This is a genomic window from Paenibacillus sp. USDA918EY, assembly GCF_009870825.1.
GTDB lineage: Bacteria > Bacillota > Bacilli > Paenibacillales > Paenibacillaceae > Paenibacillus_AQ > Paenibacillus_AQ albilobatus.
The window spans coordinates 40,404-60,656 of sequence record NZ_WTWY01000022.1; the positions used below are offsets into that span (position 1 = coordinate 40,404).

Sequence of the window (20,253 nt, forward strand, 5' to 3'; positions counted from 1 at the left end):
ATAATGGCGGCAACACGCTGATTCGCCGATCAGCCGCTCTACTGTGAATCCGGCAGGTGCAGCAGCTCGGGAACCGTCACGAAGGAATACCCTTCCGCTTTCAGCTCGGGAATCATTTGCTGCAGCGCCTCGATCGTGTTGGCGAGATGGTTTTTCCCGTTGGCCGTATGCTGCAAAACGATCCCGCCCGGCTTCAGCTCTTTGCGGACGAGCCTCATGATTTCCTTCGAGGAAACGCCCGACCAGTCCATCGTGTCCACCGTCCAGTTGACGACAGCCAAATCCTGTTGGTGAATCGCGTCCAATTTGTCTTTGCTAAGCGCGCCGTATGGGGGCCTAAACAAGATGGGCCGAAACCCGACCGCGTCTTCGAGCGTGGCCTGCGTATCCTCAACCTCTTTAAGGGCTTGATCCACCGAAATCTGATCGAAATTCGGATGTGACCAGGAATGGTTGCCGATGGCGTGCCCTTCCTCCACGATGCGGCGAACCAGGTCCGGCTGGGTTTTGGCCCGGTTTCCCAATATAAAAAAAGTCGCCTTGATTTTGTTTTCCTTCAATATGTCCAAAATTTTTGGAGTAACGATCTTATCGGGACCGTCGTCGAACGTTAAGGCCACCTGCTTCCCGTCTTTTGCCAAACCGTCGAAATAGATTTTGTTTTCAATTTGCGAATGGTTCCGATTCAGGGAGACCGGAGGCGGCACCTCCTCGAGCCCTTCATCCCCCGCTGGTTTGCGGGAGCCGTTTTTCTCGAAATATTCCTTTATTCCGTCCACGATGGCCTGGGCCGCGAGGTCTTGTCCTTTGTCGCTCAGCAGCGTCTTTTCTTCTTTCGGATTGGTCAGGTACCCGACCTCTACGAGCACCGCCGGCATCTGCGCCAACGACAGGACTACGAGATGTTCCTGCTTCGCGCCTCGGTCGGGAAATCCAAGCGCTTCGGCCACCCGCTCCTGCAGGATCTGGGCAAGCGGGATGCTGTCGTCATGACGGTACAACGTTTCCGTCCCGGCAATCGCCGGATCCTGATAGGTGTTGCCGTGAATCGAAATGAGTGCATCCGCATTCCAATCGTTGGCGGCCGCCGCGCGGTTCTCCAATTCGACGAACCTGTCATCCGTACGGGTCATTCGGGTTTCGAACATCGGATCTTGCTTCAGCAGCTCGTTCACCCGCTCTGCTAGAGACAGGTTAAATTCCTTCTCAAAGGCTCCGCTTGCCCCGGTTGCTCCAGGGTCTTTGCCGCCGTGGCCCGCGTCGATCACGATCCGGTATTTCGATTGATTTGCGGAGATGGAGGGAGCAACCGCCGATGTCTCCGACTTCTCTGCCAGGTTCGGGATCAGCTTCGCCGCGGAAGAACCCGTATGCCAGACTAGTTTGATGCCCAATAAAACAATAAATAACACGATAAAAATATAAATTCCTTTGACAGGTTTTTTCCGTTTGCTGCGCTTTATCATAGTTCCTCCTTGTGTATGAATGCTTCATGGATTGATTTGCGGGAACTATGGCTGCGATCCATTCCCTTAAGCAAAATATAATCGATGAATGTGACGGCCATTTCACCAAGATGTCACCAAGTTGTGTACAAACCTGTCAGAGGCATCATTTCTTTAAGGAGCGGGGCTAAAATGAAAAAAAGCCGCTATGCAGCGGCTTTCGAAAATTTATGCAAAACACCCTGCAGCCGGACGACCCAAAAGGGCGATCCGAAACGTGCAGGGTGCGGAATAAACTATAAGTACGAATAAATCCCGTTTACTTCCCGTGGCATTTCTTGTATTTCAATCCGCTGCCGCATGGGCAAGGTTCGTTTCTTCCGACTTTCGGCATCGCCTCGGCGCTGTCGTCCACGAGTCTGACGAGCCCTTTCTCCGGATCGATGGCGTTCATGGCGCTGAGCTCGACCAGCGTATGTCCGCCGTTAGCCCACATTCTTGTGTTATTATACACCTCTGCCAGCAGGGAAATGACGCGCTGCGCATGCACCGGCGTTTTGAAGCGAATTTTGTGCCGGTCAAACTGATTGATCAGTTCCTGCATCGAAGATTTTTGCACGCTGCCCCACTGGATGTCGTCAATCAGATTTTCCACCCGTTCTTGGTCCTGGCACATGTTGTTGAGCACAAATGCCTGCAGCTCTTCAAGCTGCGGGGTCATTTCGAAGTATCCCATATCCGCGTAACGAAGAAGCTCCTCCTTCGCCGGAACGTAATACAGCTTCTCGTCCAGCCCTTCTGCCAGCCCGGCGCTTTCGCCCGCACTTCCTGCGGCAAGCCCGTTGTACAGGACATCGTCCGCCACAAGGATATGTTGGCCGCGACCGGCCATTTCGCCCGCATAAGCTGCAAGCTCCTCTTTCGTGATCGATTCGTCATGGTGCGAGTTATATACTTCAACAAGCTTGTCCAGCTTGATAACGCCATACAAATGGGCTGCGGCGGCGATATAATCGTAAATCTCCTGCTTGGAGCCCTGTTCTTTTTTCAGTTCGGACAAACCGATCCGCGACGCGGCGGCCTTGATTTCCTCCGGCATCAGGACATGCAGCTTGCCTTCGTTAAAAAAGCTGAATACCAGGCCGCGCTCCAGAAAATGCGAATAATGCCCGAATGGCAGCGCGTTATCCTGAATGGACGGCTCATTCATTACTTTTTCCAGAAGGGCCCATTCATCGGCATTCGCTGCCGTTACGATCGGCCCCAGTTGCTCCGGGTCGGTCAAATATGCTGAAAGAGCGTCCGAAAGCTCTTCCTTCTTCATCTTGGAACGTCCGGAAATTTGATTGGCGGCAGCAAGCGAAGAGAGTCTTGATTTGGTCAAGCTTTGCAGAATTTCCGGCAAACGGTTCATCACGTCTCCGATGATGGCGTGCTGTATATTACGTTCTTCCATTTGTAACCTTGGGTCTTCCAACATTTACACCTCTTCCAGATTGATAAACATGCAGGTGACGATGTTGCCACATCCAAAAAAGCCTTCGGCATCGGCGAACCGAAAACGTTTCATTCGTTATAAATCGTACCCTGCGGCGGTCTAAACCGGATGTCGCAAATTGCGAGGCATGTGAATTTAGCCGCATCTTTACACATTATACACTATTCGAGCGTTTTCATCTTCTATACCGAAAATTTTACAAAATGCCAGGAAGGGAAATAAGTAACAAAAGCGCCCGGCCTCCGGAAGGCCGGGCGACATTCATGGCTTTTTATGAAAACGAAGCTACACCATGATTTTACAAATGTCGTTCGTGAATTCAACAGGGTCTTGAATCGGAAGCCCTTCGATCAGCAGCGCCTGGTTGTACAGCAGGTTCGTGTACAAGCCCAGTTTCTCGCGGTCTTTGTCGAACGCTTCTTTCAAGGACTTGAACACCTCATGCTGCGCGTTGATCTCCAAAATTTTGTCCGCCTTGATGCCTTCGCTGCTTGGCATCGCGTTCAGCACCTTTTCCATCTCGATCGAAAGCTCGCCTTCGGCGGACAAACATACCGGATGCGATTTCAGGCGTTTGGAGGCCTTGACGTCCTTCACCTTGCCGGAAAGCAGCTCCTTCATCGCCTCGAACAGCTCTTTGTTTTCTTCCGCTTCGGCTTTGGACGCCGCTTCGTCCGTTTCGGACTCGATGCCGAGGTCGCCGCTCGATACCGACTTGAACTCCTTCTCCTTGTAGTTCATCAGCATTTTGATGGCAAATTCGTCGATGTCGTCGGTAAAGTACAAAATTTCGTAGCCTTTATCGAGGACGAGCTCGGTTTGCGGCAGCTTCTCGATGCGCTCGACCGAGGTTCCGGTAGCGTAGTAGATATATTTTTGATCCTCAGGCATTCTCGCCACGTATTCATCGAGCGTAACCAGCTTTTTCTCTTTCGAGGACGTAAACATCAACAGGTCGGACAGGACGTCCTTGTTCATGCCGTAATCGTTGTATACCCCGAATTTGAGCTGTCTGCCAAACGCTTTGTAGAAGGTTTCGTATTTTTCGCGGTCATCCTTCAATAGCGACAAAAGCTGGCTTTTGATTTTGCTTTTGATATTTTTCGCGATCAGCGTCAGCTGGCGGTCATGCTGCAGCATTTCGCGGGAGATGTTCAAGGAGAGGTCCTCCGAATCGACCATCCCTTTCACGAAGCTGAAGTAGTCCGGCAGCAGGTCCGCGCATTTGTCCATGATCAGGACGCCGTTGGAGTACAGCTCAAGGCCCTTTTCGTATTCCTTCGTATAATAATCGAACGGCGTGCGCTCCGGAATGAACAAAATCGCGTTGTACACGACGGCGCCGTCCGCTTTGACGTGCACATGCGTCAGCGGCTTGTCGAAACCGTACCGTTTTTCCGCATAGAAGTTCTCGTAATCCTCCTGCGTCAGCTCGCTTTTGTTTCTGCGCCAGATCGGCACCATGCTGTTGATCGTTTGCTCTTCCTTATATTCCTCGAATTCGCCCTCGCTGCCTTCCTTCGGACGTTGCCCGCTCACTTCCATCTTGATCGGATATCGGATGAAGTCGGAATATTTCTTGATGATCGATCTCAGGCGGTATTCCTCAAGATACTCGTCGTACCGGTCGTCCTCGGTGTTTTCTTTGATCTTAAGAATGATTTCCGTGCCTACCGAATCCTTCTCGCAAGGTTCGATCGTGTAGCCGTCCGCGCCTTCCGATTGCCAGCGGAAAGCCTGGTCGCTGCCCAGCGCTTTGCTGGTCACCGTCACCTTGTCGGCCACCATAAACGCGGAATAAAAACCTACGCCGAACTGGCCGATGATGTTGTGTCCGTCCTTCGCTTCGTTTTCGGCCTTGAAGGCCAGCGATCCGCTTTTGGCGATGATCCCGAGGTTGTTTTCCAGTTCCTCCTGGGTCATGCCGATCCCGGTGTCCGCAATGGTCAGCGTGCGGTTCTCCTTATCGGGAGTGATGCGGATATAATAATCGTCCTTATTAAAAACAATGTTGTCGTCGGTCAGAGCTTTGTAATAGATTTTGTCGATCGCGTCGCTGGCGTTGGAGATCAGTTCTCTTAGGAAGATTTCCTTCTGCGTATAGATCGAGTGGATCATCATGTCCAGCAGCCGTTTCGATTCGGCTTTGAACTCTTTTTTGATCATGAGTCAGGCTCCTTTCGGCTCGGTTGGATATGTTAGCACTCTTGCACAATGAGTGCTAATTCTTATTTTTATATATCACACCTTGAAATTCGAAGTCAATACATCCGTCGTTTTTCAAGGTTTTCATGATAAAATGGTATAGTGCAAATTTGGAATATATTATGGGACAATACTGAAATTGGAATTGACATCATGCGGGTTGATCGCTGCGGTTCCGCTTGGTTGTCAAGCACTCATGATTAGGTTGATCCAATAGAATAGGTGATCATTTTGCAACAAACCATCCTTATTATTGAAGACGACCGGAAATTGGCCGGGCTGCTCAGCGAATATGTGACAAAATACGATTTTCATGCGGTCGTGGTGGAAGATTTCAGCCGCGTGATCGAAACATTCGAGTCATGCAAACCCGATCTGGTGCTGCTCGACGTCAACCTCCCCAAATTCGACGGCTTTTACTGGTGCAGGCAAATCCGCAACCTCTCGCTCTGCCCGATCCTGTTCATATCGGCGCGGGAGCATGAGATGGATCAGGTGATGGCGCTCGAAAACGGAGCGGATGACTATATCACCAAACCTTTTCATTACGAGGTCGTTTTGGCCAAAGTCCGCAGCAACTTGCGCCGCGCATCCGGCTCGTACGCCAAGTCGCTGGAAGAACGGACCATGGATGCGGGCAAGATCAGGCTGTACCCGGAACGTTATGTCATACAGTTCGCCGGAAGAACTGCCGAGCTTTCGCAAAAGGAATCGCTGCTTTTGGAAGCGCTGATGGACCGTCAAAGCCGTGTCGTCAGCAGGGAGCAGCTACTGGATCTGATGTGGAGCGACGGGCAGTTTATCGATGATAATACGCTGAACGTATACATTACCCGCGTACGGAAGAAGCTGAAGGAATTGGGCGCGGGTGACATGATTGAAACGGTACGGGGTGCAGGATACCGGCTGAATCCGGGCGGTGAGGATCGATGAAGCTGTTCTGGAAGGATCAAATCCCCCTTCTTGCCTGCTATCTGGCGCAAATGCTGCTGGTCCCGCTGCTCTACTGGCTTTCCGGCGAAAACCGGCCGCTGGGCATCATCGGATACGGCATGTTGCTCAGCAGCGTCATCCTCGCCATCTACCTCATCATCCGGTTTATTCAACTCCGGAAGCTTTACGCTTGTTTGAGCAGCATCGGGACTATCGCTCCCGATACGGAGCTTTCGCTGGGAACGATTGGCGGCGCGCCGCTGCCGGAAGCCGTGCAGGAATTGCTTGACGCGCGCGACCGATCTTACAGGGACAAGCTGAGCTTGCACGCAGACCGCATGCATCGGCATATTACGTTCATCAACCGCTGGGTGCACCAAATGAAAACACCGCTATCCGTCATGCAGTTGACCCTGCGCGACGTCGACCAATCCGAAGCGGCCGACAGCATCCAGGAGGAAATCGAACGCATGCGCAAAGGTTTGGAGATGGTGCTGTATACCTCCCGTTTGGACCGGTTCGAGGAGGATTTCCGGATCGAGCGGATCGCGCTGCTGCAGGCGGTCAAAGCGGCCGTGACGGAGAACCGCCGGCTTTTTATACGTAAAGGCCTCCGGCCGGATATCCGGATCGGCGAAGAGATCGCGGTCTACTCCGATGCCAAATGGCTCCGGTTCATGCTGAATCAGATTCTGACGAATGCCATGAACTATTCCGCAGGAAAAGGGAAAACCGTATCCATCACGGCCGAAATCTCCGGGAAGAGCGTCATATTGGACATTCGGGATCAAGGCATCGGCATTGCCAAAGAAGATCTCAAGCGGGTGTTCCAGCCCTACTTCACCGGGGAACGGGGACGGCAGTACCAGGAATCGACGGGGATGGGGCTGTATCTCGTTCGCGAGATTTGCTCCCGGTTAGGGCATGAAGTCGCGATCGAATCGGAGCTGGGGCAAGGCACAAAGGTCAGGTTCATTTTGCCGCATCATCCTGTTGCGTAAGTCTGCTAGGGGAACATCATATAAGTTGACAAAAGAGAAGGAAGAGAACAAGCGATGGATGTTCATGACGTTCGCCGCTCCGCATACGAACACAATCTTAACCCCGCTGTAAGGAAACGTTAATTCAAATCGATGGTTAGGTTTTTTCGGGTTTGGTAGATTGATATCGGGCTCTCCCAATGAGAGACCGCCGCCAAACGACAGGAAAGGAATGAATGCTGCTTATGGAACTGCTGCAGGTCAAAGCCTTAAGCAAGGTCTATCCGGGAAAAATAAACACCCAAGCCTTAACCGATATCCATTTCAATATTGAACAAGGGGAATTCGTAGGCATTATGGGTCCTTCCGGGAGCGGAAAAACGACGCTGCTGAACGTGGTCTCCACCATCGACGAGCCCAGTGCGGGAGAAGTATTAATCGAAGGGATCAGCCCGCACCGCATGAATAAAAAAGAGCTGGCGCGTTTCCGCCGCAGAAAGCTAGGTTTTGTGTTTCAAGATTTCAACCTGCTGGAAACGTTGACGGTCGCCGAAAATATCGTGCTTCCCCTCACCCTGGACAACCGGAGGCTGTCCGACATCGAAGCTTCGCTGGAGCGCGTGGCGGGCAAACTCGGCATCGCAGATATTTTGAAAAAACGCACGTACGAAATTTCAGGCGGCCAGCGCCAGCGAACAGCCATCGCCCGGGCGCTGATCACTTCCCCCGCCATCGTCATGGCCGACGAACCGACCGGAGCGCTGGATTCGGGTTCGGCAAGACAGGTCATGGAGTCGCTTGAGCGCCTGAACCGTGAGGACCATACGACGCTGATGCTGGTCACGCATGATCCGGTTGCGGCGAGCTACTGCAGCCGGATCATTTTCATCAAGGACGGAAGGCTCGCGGCCGAGATCCATCGCGGCGAAAGCCGGCAGGCCTTTTTCCAACACATTATCGACGCGCTGTCATTCTGGGGAGGTCACAGCCATGAGCTTTCCTCAATTCGCGTTTAACAACGTCAGGCGCAATTTCCGCGCCTACTTCACGTATTTCCTGAGCAGCGCCGTCATGGTTATGATTTTTTTCGCGTACTCCATGTTCATTTACCACCCGGATCTTTCCCATTCGGATTTCGGCCAATACGTCTCCACCGGCATGCGGATCGCGTCCTATGTGGTCTACGTTTTTTCCATTTTCTTCGTGTTCTACTCGCTTAGCGCGTTTCTGAAATCAAGGAATCAGGAATTCGGCATGCTCATGATTCTCGGCGCGCGGACGGGCCAAATCAACCGGCTTGTTTTTCTGGAAAATATGCTGGTCGGCATCGGCTCCATCATCGTCGGCGTCCTCGGCGGAATGCTGATTTCCAAGTTCTTTCTGCTCATCACCAGCAAAATCATCGGGGAAGCCGAACTTCGCTTTTACTGGCCAGCCAAAGCCCTGGTTGTAACCGCCGCCGCGTTTCTGCTGCTTTTTGTCGCCGCCTCGGTCTTCACGCTTGCGTTGATCCGGCATAAAAAGGTGCAGGAGCTGCTCAAAGGCAGCGTGATGCCGAAAAAAGAACCTAAAGCTTCCTGGCTTCTGTCCATCCTGGGCGCTTCGCTTCTGATTCTCGGAGTGATTGCCGTGACGGGCAAATTCTCAAGCAACACGCTGATGTACGCTGCAGTCACGGGCATCGCCGGCACGTATTTCTTTTATACGCAGCTGTCGGTGGTCATCATCAAGCTTTTGAAAAAAAATCGGCCGCTCACGTGGAAAAAAACGAACCTGATCCGAATCTCCGAAATGGCCTACAAGCTGAAAGACAACGCGCGAATTCTGTTCATGGTTACGGTGGTTACCGCGATGGCCTGCATGGTCTCCAGCGTGCTTCTGTTCATGTACCAGACCAATGCCGCGACGTACAAAAATTCTCCCTATGCGTTGGTCTACGTCATCCGTGACGCCATCGACGGAAAAGGGGAGCGCGGCTACATCGTCAAGGAGTTGAAGGCCAACGGAGTCCAATTTGCCGAACAAAAACTGGATTTCATCCACTATCGGGGCTTTGCGCTGAATGGCAAGCAACGGGGCATCGACCTGCTTCCGATGTCTGCATATCGCTTGTTATCCGAACAAACCGGCCTGCCGGGCATTCAAAACGTGTCTGCTTCGGATGCGGCATTGCTCCTCAGCAGGACCACCAACGTCCAACATTTCAAGGATTTTGCGGATGCCCATCTGCAAAACAAACGACATAGCCTTACCGTCAAACAGAAGGTCAATACGGACATTATGCCTTTCGGACCGTATTCTTCCCCGTTCCTGGTCGTGAGCGATGCGGCGTACAAGGATTTTGCCCAAGATCCGGAGCTGTTCTCGAAGATGACTTATTATTTGTATAAGATTCCGGCTTGGGATGGAGCGCCTCCCTCCCGGTCCGATCCGGAAGCGACCCTTGGTGCGAAACTCGCGGAGTGGAATCAGGCGGTGACTTCCCAGCACAACTATGAATACATGTTATATGCCCGGGGCGAAAATTATCAAAGCTCCCAGCAGTCTACGGCCGTGATGAGTTTTATCGGCGTTTTTATCGCCCTTATTTTCTCGTTGTCGTCGGCAAGCTTTCTCTATTTCAAGCTGCATACGGAGCTTCGTAAAGATCAGCGGATGTACCGCTCCCTGTCCAAAATCGGCCTTGGCGAAGACGAGATGGCGAAAGCCGCCTCGACGCAAATTGCGCTGCTTTTTTACGTTCCGATCGCGGCAGCCATCGTCGAAACGATGGTGGTTATCGTGCCCATCCTGCATGGGTTGAATCAAACCGGCATAATGCCGCCGATCCTTACTACGACCGCGGGTTTCATCGTCGTTCAAACCGTCTATTTCCTGATCGTTCGGATGCAGTATGTCCGCAGCCTGCGCAAGCTTATGGTGTAATTGGAAGGTTGCGCAGGCCGGCGCGCTTGGCATCGCCATTTGGCCCGTCCGGAGAGACCATTCGCGAGATTTATAGCCGCACAACGCAAAACCCAAGCCCGCGGGGAATCGCGGGCTTGGGTTTCTTCTTTATTTAACGGCAAACAGTTTCTTCAAGTAATCGTTCTGGAATATGCCCAACGGGTCCAGCTGCCTGCGGATTTCCTGAAAGGCATCCCACTTGGGGTACAGTCCTGACAATTCCTCCGCTGTTCGGGTATGCATTTTCCCCCAATGCGGACGCCCGTCATACCGCCGGAAAATGTCCTCGATATCCCGGAAATACGTCCGATGTTCCATCCCCTTATACATATGAACGGCGATATACGCGGAGTCGCGGCCGCAGGCCGGGCTGAGCCATATGTCGTCGCCTTTGACGTAACGGCATTCGACCGGAAAATGCACCGCATGTTTTTCGGCCGCGACTTTGGCGCGAATTTCGCGAACGACCTCCTCCATCTTTTCCGCGGGGACGCTGTATTCCATTTCATTGAAGCGCACCAGCCGCTGCGTGGCGAAAAGCTCGTGGCTGTACGCCGTATCCTCTCCCGTCGGGACAAAACGCGCCGACAGCCGGCTTACCGGCTTGCACAAGCCTGGAAGGATGCGGCAGCCAGCCGACAGCATGCCGAAAAAGGCGTTTTCCATCACAAGCTGATTGGCCTGCTGCCAAAAACGGCTTTCGGACGGCGTTTCGTCCGTTTCATCCAGCAATTTCACCTGGACGGTGTCGGTATGGGGAAACCAGAAAAACTCGAAATGGTCGTGGTCGTCCCGAAACTCCGCCAGCCGCCCGAAGCATTCGTCAACGGTCAGGCGCATGCTTTTGTAGTGGAGCACCGTTCTCGGAACGACCCGGATGCGGACTTTGACCACGATCCCCAGCATGCCGAGCGAAACCTGCAGCGCCTTGAACAGCTCGCGGTTCTCCTCCTCGCTGCACGTCAGCAGCTCGCCGGATGCGGTAATCACCTGCGCTTCGAGCAGCTGCGTCGATAAAGAACCGAAACGGATTCCCGTCCCGTGCGTTCCGGTTCCGATCGCCCCGCCGATCGATTGGATATCGATGTCGCCGAGGTTTTCCTGCGCCCAGCCCTGCCTGTGCAGCGCTTCGCTGATGTCCCGCAGCCTTGTGCCCGCCCAAATCCAGACGCTGCGCGAAGATTCGTCCACCGGCTCGACCCCGGCCAGATGGTCCAGCGACAGCAGAACGTCATCGGTCCGCACCAGCGGCGTGAAGGAATGCCCCGCCCCGATGACGCGGATGCCCTTGCCTTCCTTGGCGCAGGAACGGACCAAAGACATGATGTCGTCAACGGCCGCCGGATAAACGATATGTTTGGGCGTGCTGCGGACGGCGCCCGACCAGTTTTTCCAGACTTTCCGGTTTTCGTTTAAAGAAAGCATTGTCCATCCCCCCGGTAGGTTGTGATTTTTTCAACGATGCCGCCTTTCGATAGGCCGTACAAATAATTAAACCGTTCGCATAGCTCGCCGGCCTTCGCATGACGGAAAAAGATCGGGTCGCCCAGCGTGAGGGGCTCCTCCCCGTCATACTTTACGGGGGTCTGCACCTCCCCCGCGCCTTCCAGCGGCAATAGGGACGCCCCGGCCGGCAAATAAGGCAGCGGCAGTTTATCGCGGCCCGCGGCTCCCGAAGCCGTATACCCGCCCCCGAGACAGGTATATATATGCTTACCCGGCTGACGCACGATTTCAACGGCAAAACCCGCCGCAGGCAGATAACGGAAATCCCTGTAGTGGTCAAATAACGCCGGCGCAAAAAAACCGGAGCCGACCGTCACCTCCGTCACCGCTTCCTCCAGGACCGTAGTAAGCAAACTTCCCGTGCCGCCGCCGTTTACGAAACGCAAAGGCGCCCCCATCGCGTCTTCGATCATGGCCACAAGCGCCGCCCGTTTTTCGGCTACTTGCTTGGCGGAACGCCGTTTCAGCGCCTGCACCAGCATGTTTTTTGCCATTTTGTTCGGGTAATGGTCGCCCACGCCGGCAATCTGCGCTTCATACCCCATCACCCCGTCCAGCATGACCAGGCGGGAGGACAAGATCCGCTCCACGAGCGGTCCGGCTTCGGCAATGGTACGAACCGGCGAGCGCCACACGCCGAAATGCAGCCCCGGAACGTCCAGCGACATATCCATGTCGATGCATACCGGAAACCGGACGCCGTGCCGGGCCGCGATCCGTTCGAGATGCTCGATGTGCGCGACCGAGTCGACCATCAGCGTAACCGACTTGCCTTGGCGGATCAGTTCGGCCATCCCCGCCAGCGCGGACGGCTCCCAGACCGGGTAACCCATCACGATATCGTCCATCCCCTGCTTTACCAGATATATGGCCTCCTGCGGGGAAAAGCACATCAACCCGCAAAAAACCGGGCTTTGATGAAGAATCCGTTTCAGCAACGCGGCGCTCCGGACCGATTTGGTCGCGATTCGGATGTTTTTGGAGCCGGCCCGCGCCAGGATGTGCCCGATATTTTTGCCGAGCAGATCCAGATCAACGTAGGCGAAAGGTTTCGGAATACGCTCAAACGCCTGTTTGTAGTAAGAATAACCCCGTTCCAAACTTTTCCCTCCTTTAAGAAAAACATCGATCGACGTACTTTCACAGAAGAGAGACCGCGCTTAGCGGAAATTTTCCTTGAGATATAAGGAAGCCATCGCTTCGAAATTTGTACCTTCTTATATCTTAAGAAAAACATCGATCGACGTTCTCTCACGGAAAACAATCCAGGCTGTATGCAGGCAGAATGCCCGGGACAAGGATAGGTAAGCGCTATCATTTTGGCGGACGACGATCGGAAAAATCTACTTTCGGCAGTTAACGATGCCTTTTGCGGTACTGCGACTTCCCGAGCTGCTATCGGAAAAATGCGGGTTTTACGGAGATGAATATGCGGATTCATGGGGAAAACGGTTGAAAAGCATCCAAAAAAGCGTGCTGTGCGAGGCTGTCGTAAATTATCCTCATTTTAGCCGAAAAGGAAAATACGGGCAACGGATTCTTTTTCGGGGGATCGCGTCTCCTCGCCAATGGCTTCCGCCAAAGTCACGAAGTAACCCGCTTGCGAATAGGCTAATGCAGCAAAATTCGAACATATGGGAGCGAATGAAAATGCCTCTATACCAGCCGCCCGTTCATGTGCAAACCCAAACGTATAACGCCCCGGGCATCCGGATCCATTATCCCCGAATTTCCGGACTGGCCAATCCCCGGGCGGAGGAGCGGATCAACCGCGCGATCGTGGAGAAAATTCAGGAAATGCAGCGCATCCAGCAGCATGTTCAAACCGGGAGCAACCCGCAAACGGTCGGAAATTTCGAGATCAAAACGAACGAGCGCGGCATATTAAGCCTGATGCTCAGCAATTACACGTATTCCACTCCCATGGCCCACGGTTATACCGTCGCCAAAGGGCTGACCTTCTACACCGGCTCCGGCGCCTCCTATGCGCTGTCCGATTTGTTTAAACCGGGCTCGAACTACCAGGCCCTGCTGACGGACGAAATCAACGCGCAGATCAAAAAGCGGAACCTCCCCGTCCTGGAAGGCACGGCGGTCACCGTGCAGCCGACCCAGGATTATTATTTGGCCGACAAAGCGCTCGTCATCTTTTATCCGCTGTATTCGATTACGCCCTATTACGTCGGGTTCCCGATGTTTCCGGTTTCGGTCTACGTCCTGCAAAACATCGCCGCCGAGGAAGGGCCGCTGACGATACTGGCAGCCGATATCGCTTAAACGCGCGCCCATTGCCGTCCAAACAGCAAAAAGCTGCTCCATGCCGCCGTAAAAGTTGTTATATGTCGCGGAAAGGTTCTCTTTTGAACTTAGCCAATAAAGGAGTTGCTTCCTACTCTTTTCTCTTTTCAATATGATCGATCTTTTCCTGGTCGACAATGCTTATTACGTTTCAACTACGGCCTTGGGAGAAGGGAATGACGAATTAGAGCATATGCGTGAAAAAGGATGAAGCTAACTTGCGTAACTATCAGCAGATATTCGAAAACGATAATATGCACGAAAACAGGAAGCACGCTTGGTGCTCCCCGTTTTTGTTGTAGGAACATTGATTTGAAGGACTGTGGTAGATATACGCGGATCCGCCGCGTTTACCCTGCAGATTCCCGCTTCGATGTAAACGTTCGATCATTTGACGCCGTTGTATACAAACGCCTTGATGATTTGGCGCTGCGACAGGAAAAACACGACAAGGATCGGCGCCACGAGGATCAGGTTGCCTGCCATCAAAATATTCCACGTGCCCACGCCTTCGACCTCGCGGATTTTGGCGATCCCGATCGGCAGCGTTCTGGCGGTTTCGTTGGTCGTCATGACCAGCGGCCAGAAATAATCGTTCCAATGGGCGATAAAGCTGAACAACGCGAAGGTGACAAGCACCGGTTTCACCATCGGGACCATGATCCGGACGATGATTTTCCACTCTTTCGCCTGATCCAGCCTTGCCGCTTCGATCAATTCGTCGGAGATTTGCCGGAACGCCTGCCGCAGCAGGAAAATGCCGAACGCGCTCGAGGCAAATGGCAGGATCAGCCCGAGATGGGTATTCAGCAGCTTGAAGGTGCTCAGCTCCAAATAGACGGGCAGGAAAATCAGCTGGCTCGGGATCATCAGCGTGACCATCACGACGCTGAACAAAAAGCCCGACCCGGCAAACTTATACCTGGCGAACGCATAGGACGCCGGAATGATCGTCAGCATTTGCAGGATGAGGATGCTGACGGAAATGATGACGCTGTTCGTTATATAATGCAGGAACGGCCCCGTATGCCAGGCGTCGGCGTAGTTTTTCCAAACGGGATGGCGCGGAATCCACTCCGGCGGGAAGATCATCGTCTCCGGCAGCGTCTTCAGCGACGTGGACAGCATCCAGACGAAAGGCAGGGCAAAGATCAGCACCAGCAGCAGCAGCCCGGCGACGTTCGCGACGCGGAGAATAAGGTTCAAAATTTTGCGCAAAAGGGCTTGTTTCGTCCGGATCCCGTTCAGCGGATGGCCGGCTGCGGCCCGGATCGGCCCTTCGATGGCGCGGTTTGCGGCTTTCAAGCATGACACCTCTTTTCCTTAACGGTAATGAACCCGGTTCGACAGCAGTTTGAAATAAACGATGGTCAGGATGCCGACGATGACGAGCAGAATGACGCCCGCCGCGGAAGCGTAGCCGATTTTGAAAAATCGGAAGCCGTATTGGTAAATGTAATAAACGAGCGTATTCGTCGAATTGACCGGCCCGCCCTGGGTCATGATGGCGATCGTTTCGAACACCTGGAACGAACCGATCATGTTGATGATGACCAGGAAAAAAATCGTCGGCGACAGCATCGGCAAAATCAGCTTCGTAAACGTCGTCCACGGCCGGGAACGGTCCAGGGAAGCCGCTTCGTAAATGTCGGCCGGAATGCTTTGCAGACCGGCGATAAACACAAGCGTGTTGTACCCGATTCCCTTCCAGACGGCGACGATGACGAGCGAAATGAGCGAAGTGCTCGGATGCGACAGCCACTGCAGCTTCCCGAAGCCGAACAACCCGATCACCCAGTTGAGCAGCCCGTATTCCGGATCCATCAGCCAGGTCCACAGGAGCGAAATCGAGACGAGCGAAATGATGTGGGGGCTGAAAATCGCGCCCTGCACGATGCCGTAGAAGACGTTCCCCCGGTTAAGCCATAAGGCAAGCAGCAGCGACAGTCCCGTCGTCAGCGCCACCGTTAACACGGTATAAATGGTCGTATTGGAAAGCACCTGCCTGAATTCCGGTTCGGTAAGCAGGTCCACGAAATTTTGAATGCCCACGAACGTTTTCGTCGGGCTGACGAAATTCCAGTCGAACAAGCTCAAATAAAGCATGTAAAAAATCGGATAAATGAAAAACAGCGAAAAAATGATGATGGCCGGAGCAACCATGCTATAGGGACGAAGTTTATGCCAAAGCGTCATACGATCGCGCCTCCGGCAACCAAAGGTTTGGCCGAAACTCCCGCCCCGTACACTCTGCCCCCGTCCGGGCCGAAATAAAAGAGCTGCTCGTACGGAACCGCAACGTTTACCTTGTTCGCCGACTCCAGCGGTTTCAGGAAGGTTTTGACGAAAAACATGCCGGCGTCCGAACGGATCTGATAAATGCTTTCGGCGCCCAAACTTTCGCGGGTGACGATGTCTCCCTTCAGCACGAGCCCTTCCACCGGCCGGTCCGGGTTCAGGATCCCCTGCTCGGGCCGGAAACCGACATAACCTACCGGACGGTCCGAACGGACGTCGAGCCCTTTCACGTCGCCCATCTTCATGACGTTCATCGCCGGCGTGCCGATAAATTGGGCGGTGAACAGATTGGCCGGATCCTGATACAGCTTCATCGGGGAATCCGCCTGCTGGATTTCCCCCTTGTTCATGACGACGATCTCGTCTCCCATCGACATCGCCTCCACCTGATCATGGGTTACGTAAACGAAGGTGGTGCCCAGGCGCTTGTGAAGCTGGATCAGCTCCGTCCGCATTTGGTTGCGCAGCTTGGCGTCCAGATTGGACAACGGCTCGTCGAGGATAAACACCTTCGGCTTTTTGACCATGGCGCGCGCGAGCGCGACCCGTTGACGCTGCCCGCCGGACAGGTTTTGCGGTTTTTTGTCCAGGAAAGGGGCGAGCCCGACGATCTCCGAAATATCCTTGACGAGTTTCTCGCGTTCGTTTCGGGAGACCCCCCTGTTTTTCAGGCCGAATTCGATATTGCCGCGGACGGTCATGGTCGGGTACAGCGCGTAATTCTGGAACACCATGGCGACGTCGCGCAGCCCGGGCGGCGTATCGTTGACGCAGGTGTCGTCGATCCAAATCTCCCCGCCGCTTTGCTTCTCCAGCCCCGCGACCATGCGCAGCGTGGTGGATTTGCCGCAGCCGGACGGGCCGACGAGCACCGTAAAGGAGCCGTCCTTAATCTCCAGGTTCAAATCTTGAATGACCGTTTCGTCCTTGAATTTTTTGCTGATTCCTTTCAGCTGGATTCGTGCCATTCGTGCATCTCCTCCTTCATTTTCCGCTTCCGTATGGCGCGCATGAGCCGTTCCAGTTCATCCAGCGTCGTCAGCCGCAAGTCCCAAGCTTCGGAATCATGGCTGGGATAAGGGGAAATAAAGCAGGTCCGGCCCCCGATCCGTTTCACCGGATGCAGATCATTCCACGGGTTATCCCCGACCGACAATATTTCATGGCCCTTGTACCCCTGCCGCTGCAGGGATGTCAAATACGACTCCAGCCCCGCCGGCTTCCCCGCGCCGAAGCACACTTCTTCGAATATATGCCGAATCTGCATGAACTCCAAAAATTCGGCGCCCGACTCCGGATGCGTATTGGTCATAAGCACTCTTTTTTCCACGCCGAGCTCCCCGATCGCCTGCATCAAACCGCCGTGAACCTCGAAGCGGTAAGGAGCGGCAAGCATTTCCCGCCGCACCCTGTCGAAAGCTTCGCCCAGCTTTATGGCCGGCAGCTTGTATTTGAGGCTTAACATGGCGACGATGCCCCATGGATCGCCGATATGAAGCAATTCCCCGTCCAGGATGGAATCGAACTTGTACAGCTTTTTTCGAATCGGGACGGATGAACCGTCCCATGCGTATCCCCGCGCCAATCCGTCTTCCAGCCGGATGACCAGCAGATCGTCCTTCAGATGGTAAAAGTGGCCGAACCCGAAAGCCTGCTCCCCGGACCGGATCGCTTTCCCCATGCCGACCGCCGCCTCCGTATCCGCCTCATGCTCCGTTCCTTCCAGCAAATAACGGATATAGCGCTCCATAAAGGTATCTTCCTGATATAACGTGCCGTCCATATCGAAAATAACGACTTTGATGTCCTCGAACCAGCTGTCTTCCGTCATCTCGGGCATGATCCTTTCTATTTGCCAAGCAGTTTGTTCGCTTTTTCAGCCGCTTGATTCAGCGCGTCCTGCGGGCTTGTTTTCGGGTCGATGATCGCTTTTTCGATCGCGTCGCGCAAAATTTTGGCTACTTCCGGATAAGCGTTCTCCATCGGGCGCGGTCTGGCATATTGAAGCTGATCGACGGCAACTTTATATTGCGGGTATTGCTTGAAATGCTCCTGAAGCTCTTCGCTTTCTACAGCCGACGTGCGCGTCGGCAAATAACCGACATGTTTATGCTGGTAAATCGTGTTTTCCTTGGACGTCATCCACTTGATAAACTCCCATGCCGCTTCCTTCTCCTCAGGTTTGCTTTTCGACGTCATGACCAGCTGGCAGCCGCCCGTCGGCACGCCGTAATCCTTGTTGGCCGGCATAAAGGCCGTTTGCAGCTCGAAGCCGTTGCCTTTGGCGATTTCCAGGCTTTCCGCCACGCCTGCCGTCGAATTGAACTTGAAGGCCGAAATTTGGTTTGCCCAATCCTTGTTCGCGGTGGCCCCCGCTTCATCGCCGACAGGCATTTTGATCAGGCCTTCGCCGGAGAGCTTTTTCCAAAACTCGACCGGCGCGACTCCCGCCGCATCGTTGAATGCCGCTTGTTTGCCGTCTTCGCTCAGCATGTGGCCGCCGCTTTGGGCTACCAGCGCCTCGTAATACCAAATATCGACCGGAAGCGTCATGCCGAATTTTCCTTTATCCTTCAAAACTTTCGAATATTGCTCGAGCTCCTCCCACGTTTTCGGACCGGCAGGATCAAGCCCGGCTTCTTTCAGCATCGTCACGTTTTTGTACATGATCGGAGTGCTGCGCATAAAAGGAAGTCCGTACAGCTTGCCGTTGACGTAGGCGTTCCCCATCAATCCCGGGATGAAATCGTCCAGCTTCACCTGATCTTTGTCCTTTTCCACATACGGGGTCAGCTCTTCCAGCATGCCGGAATTGGCGAATACGCCGGTCGAGGCGATCTCAAGGTCCGTCACCGCCGGAGCGTTGCCCGCGGCAAACGCCGCCTGCACTTTCGCGTGAAGGTCGTCGTAGTTGCCCTGGTGTTCGGCCACAACCTCGTATTTGTCCTGCGATTCGTTAAAGGTTTTGACCATGTGCAGCTTTGCTTCCTCGATTTTGTCCCCGTAGGCGTACCAGTATTTAATGACCACCTTTTTGGACGATCCCGCCGCTTCGGCCTGCCCCTCGACCGTGGCGCTATCCCCTCCGCCCGAACCGCAGCCTGCCAAAGACGCCGCCATGAAAGCCGCAAGCGTTAAAGCCGTTAACTTCTTCTTGAACACAGTCATTCCTCCACCCTTTTTATTGTAAAATCGGCCCGGAAGCAGCAAAAAAGAAACCTGAAAAACTAACGGCAGCGAAAGCGCGGGCCGCAGCAGATCAGGTTTCTCCAAGACTCCAACCGGTTTATTTACTTGTTGATACCAATATAAAAGACAACTGTTAAATCCGTTTCGGCAAAAAGTTAAATCTTCATCAATTTTCGTTCCGGTTTCCCCCACAGTTCGGGTCTGGAAGAAGAGATGGCCGTTGCGCCGTGGGTCAGGCAGGCCTCCGCATGGGCTTCCTCGTACAATAACCCTCCGGTAATAATCGGAATTTCCGTGAACGACTTTACCCTGCAGATCATCTCCGGAATCCGCGCAGGCATCAGCTCGATGATGTCCGGTTCGGTTTGCGAGAGGCTTTTGGCGATATTGTCGAGCCCTTCGCTGTCGACGAGGAAAAAACGCTGCACGGTCAGCAGCCCCATTTTTTTTGCGTTTTTGACGATGCTCGTTTTGGTGGAAATCACCCCGGACGGCCGGATGCCCTTGGCCAAATATTCCAGTCCGTACCGGTCGGTGCTGAGCCCGCCTATTTTCTCCAAATGCATGAATACGGGCAGGCCGTGTTCCTTGAATACGTTGACGTATCCCTTGACCACCCCGATATGCCCCGTCAGCAGAAATATGCCGCTTAGCTGGTCCCGTTGGCGGAGAGCCAGCTCAATATGCCGCGGGTCTTTAATTGAGGCGATACGCTTATGCCTGGCGAGACCACGGTAAAACTCCTCTTTGGTTATCGCGTCATTCATCGGTTTGCCTCCTTCGCTGCATTCGAATACGGTATTTCCTTCATGTTTCTCGTTTAGCGGTTTTGCTTTGGTTAAAGCTCTCTTCTTTTCCATCTTACGCATAAAACGTTTCCCGACGGTTAAACAAGCCGCATGGTTTTGTAAACGCGGTGAACAGGTTTGAGCTGACCGCAGCTAGGCTTGCAAAA

General features: G+C 53.7%; 16 protein-coding genes. 5 read left to right on the forward strand and 11 right to left on the reverse strand.

Translation table 11 applies throughout. From position 1 onward, the window contains the following. Positions 1 to 38: 38 nt before the first annotated feature. From GQY55_RS27760 to htpG, 3 genes are all read right to left on the reverse strand, one after another. A complete protein-coding gene (locus tag GQY55_RS27760) occupies positions 39 to 1,466 on the reverse strand; it encodes an N-acetylmuramoyl-L-alanine amidase (protein ID WP_201452261.1) in 1,428 nt (475 codons plus the stop codon). 298 nt (positions 1,467 to 1,764) lie between these two features. Beyond that, complete coding sequence (locus tag GQY55_RS27765) at positions 1,765 to 2,901, reverse strand: YecA family protein (protein ID WP_160045171.1); 1,137 nt, start codon at positions 2,899 to 2,901, stop codon at positions 1,765 to 1,767. Between the two features lie 327 nt (positions 2,902 to 3,228). Beyond that, on the reverse strand, positions 3,229 to 5,109 hold the full coding sequence (gene htpG / locus GQY55_RS27770) for a molecular chaperone HtpG (RefSeq protein ID WP_160045172.1): 1,881 nt from the start codon (positions 5,107 to 5,109) through the stop codon (positions 3,229 to 3,231). Between the two features lie 270 nt (positions 5,110 to 5,379). Between htpG and GQY55_RS27775 the strand changes: the two genes are divergently transcribed. From GQY55_RS27775 to GQY55_RS27790, 4 genes are all read left to right on the forward strand, one after another. After that, the gene (locus tag GQY55_RS27775) at positions 5,380 to 6,081 is read left to right on the forward strand and encodes a response regulator transcription factor (RefSeq protein WP_373309305.1); all 702 of its coding nucleotides are present in this window, start codon (positions 5,380 to 5,382) and stop codon (positions 6,079 to 6,081) included. Further along, a complete protein-coding gene (locus GQY55_RS27780; protein WP_160045173.1) occupies positions 6,078 to 7,082 on the forward strand; it encodes a sensor histidine kinase in 1,005 nt (334 codons plus the stop codon). The genes GQY55_RS27775 and GQY55_RS27780 overlap by 4 nt, the downstream gene beginning before the upstream one ends. Positions 7,083 to 7,306: 224 nt before the next feature. Next, the gene (locus GQY55_RS27785) at positions 7,307 to 8,077 is read left to right on the forward strand and encodes an ABC transporter ATP-binding protein (RefSeq protein ID WP_160045211.1); all 771 of its coding nucleotides are present in this window, start codon (positions 7,307 to 7,309) and stop codon (positions 8,075 to 8,077) included. Next, positions 8,052 to 9,986 carry an FtsX-like permease family protein gene (locus GQY55_RS27790; RefSeq protein WP_160045174.1) on the forward strand — a complete coding sequence of 645 codons (1,935 nt, stop codon included), beginning with the start codon at positions 8,052 to 8,054 and terminating at the stop codon, positions 9,984 to 9,986. Before GQY55_RS27785 ends, GQY55_RS27790 begins: the two co-directional genes overlap by 26 nt. 129 nt (positions 9,987 to 10,115) lie before the next feature. On the opposite strand, the gene GQY55_RS27795 is transcribed toward GQY55_RS27790, so the two are convergent. Both GQY55_RS27795 and GQY55_RS27800 read right to left on the reverse strand, forming a co-directional pair. After that, entirely contained in the window at positions 10,116 to 11,432 is a 1,317-nt protein-coding gene (locus tag GQY55_RS27795; RefSeq protein ID WP_160045175.1) for a D-arabinono-1,4-lactone oxidase, read from the reverse strand. Then, positions 11,420 to 12,613, reverse strand: a complete 1,194-nt coding sequence (locus GQY55_RS27800; protein ID WP_160045176.1) for an amino acid deaminase/aldolase — start codon at positions 12,611 to 12,613, stop codon at positions 11,420 to 11,422. The genes GQY55_RS27795 and GQY55_RS27800 overlap by 13 nt, the downstream gene beginning before the upstream one ends. 550 nt (positions 12,614 to 13,163) lie before the next feature. Between GQY55_RS27800 and GQY55_RS27805 the strand changes: the two genes are divergently transcribed. Then, positions 13,164 to 13,790 (forward strand): DUF3298 and DUF4163 domain-containing protein, encoded by a 627-nt coding sequence (locus tag GQY55_RS27805; protein WP_160045177.1) that lies wholly within the window; start codon positions 13,164 to 13,166, stop codon positions 13,788 to 13,790. 408 nt (positions 13,791 to 14,198) lie between these two features. Here GQY55_RS27805 and GQY55_RS27810 read toward each other — a convergent pair whose 3' ends face one another. From GQY55_RS27810 to GQY55_RS27835, 6 genes are all read right to left on the reverse strand, one after another. Next, positions 14,199 to 15,029, reverse strand: a complete 831-nt coding sequence (locus tag GQY55_RS27810; RefSeq protein ID WP_236575925.1) for a carbohydrate ABC transporter permease — start codon at positions 15,027 to 15,029, stop codon at positions 14,199 to 14,201. A gap of 105 nt (positions 15,030 to 15,134) precedes the next feature. After that, entirely contained in the window at positions 15,135 to 16,007 is an 873-nt protein-coding gene (locus GQY55_RS27815) for a carbohydrate ABC transporter permease (RefSeq protein WP_160045178.1), read from the reverse strand. After that, on the reverse strand, positions 16,004 to 17,077 hold the full coding sequence (locus GQY55_RS27820; protein WP_160045179.1) for an ABC transporter ATP-binding protein: 1,074 nt from the start codon (positions 17,075 to 17,077) through the stop codon (positions 16,004 to 16,006). Before GQY55_RS27820 ends, GQY55_RS27815 begins: the two co-directional genes overlap by 4 nt. Beyond that, entirely contained in the window at positions 17,059 to 17,940 is an 882-nt protein-coding gene (locus GQY55_RS27825) for an HAD family hydrolase (protein WP_160045180.1), read from the reverse strand. Before GQY55_RS27825 ends, GQY55_RS27820 begins: the two co-directional genes overlap by 19 nt. A 17-nt stretch (positions 17,941 to 17,957) precedes the next feature. Continuing rightward, entirely contained in the window at positions 17,958 to 19,382 is a 1,425-nt protein-coding gene (locus GQY55_RS27830) for an ABC transporter substrate-binding protein (protein ID WP_236575918.1), read from the reverse strand. 71 nt (positions 19,383 to 19,453) lie between these two features. Continuing rightward, positions 19,454 to 20,158: a glycerol-3-phosphate responsive antiterminator gene (locus GQY55_RS27835; protein ID WP_236575919.1), complete on the reverse strand. Its 705-nt coding sequence runs from the start codon at positions 20,156 to 20,158 to the stop codon at positions 19,454 to 19,456. Positions 20,159 to 20,253: the final 95 nt, after the last annotated feature.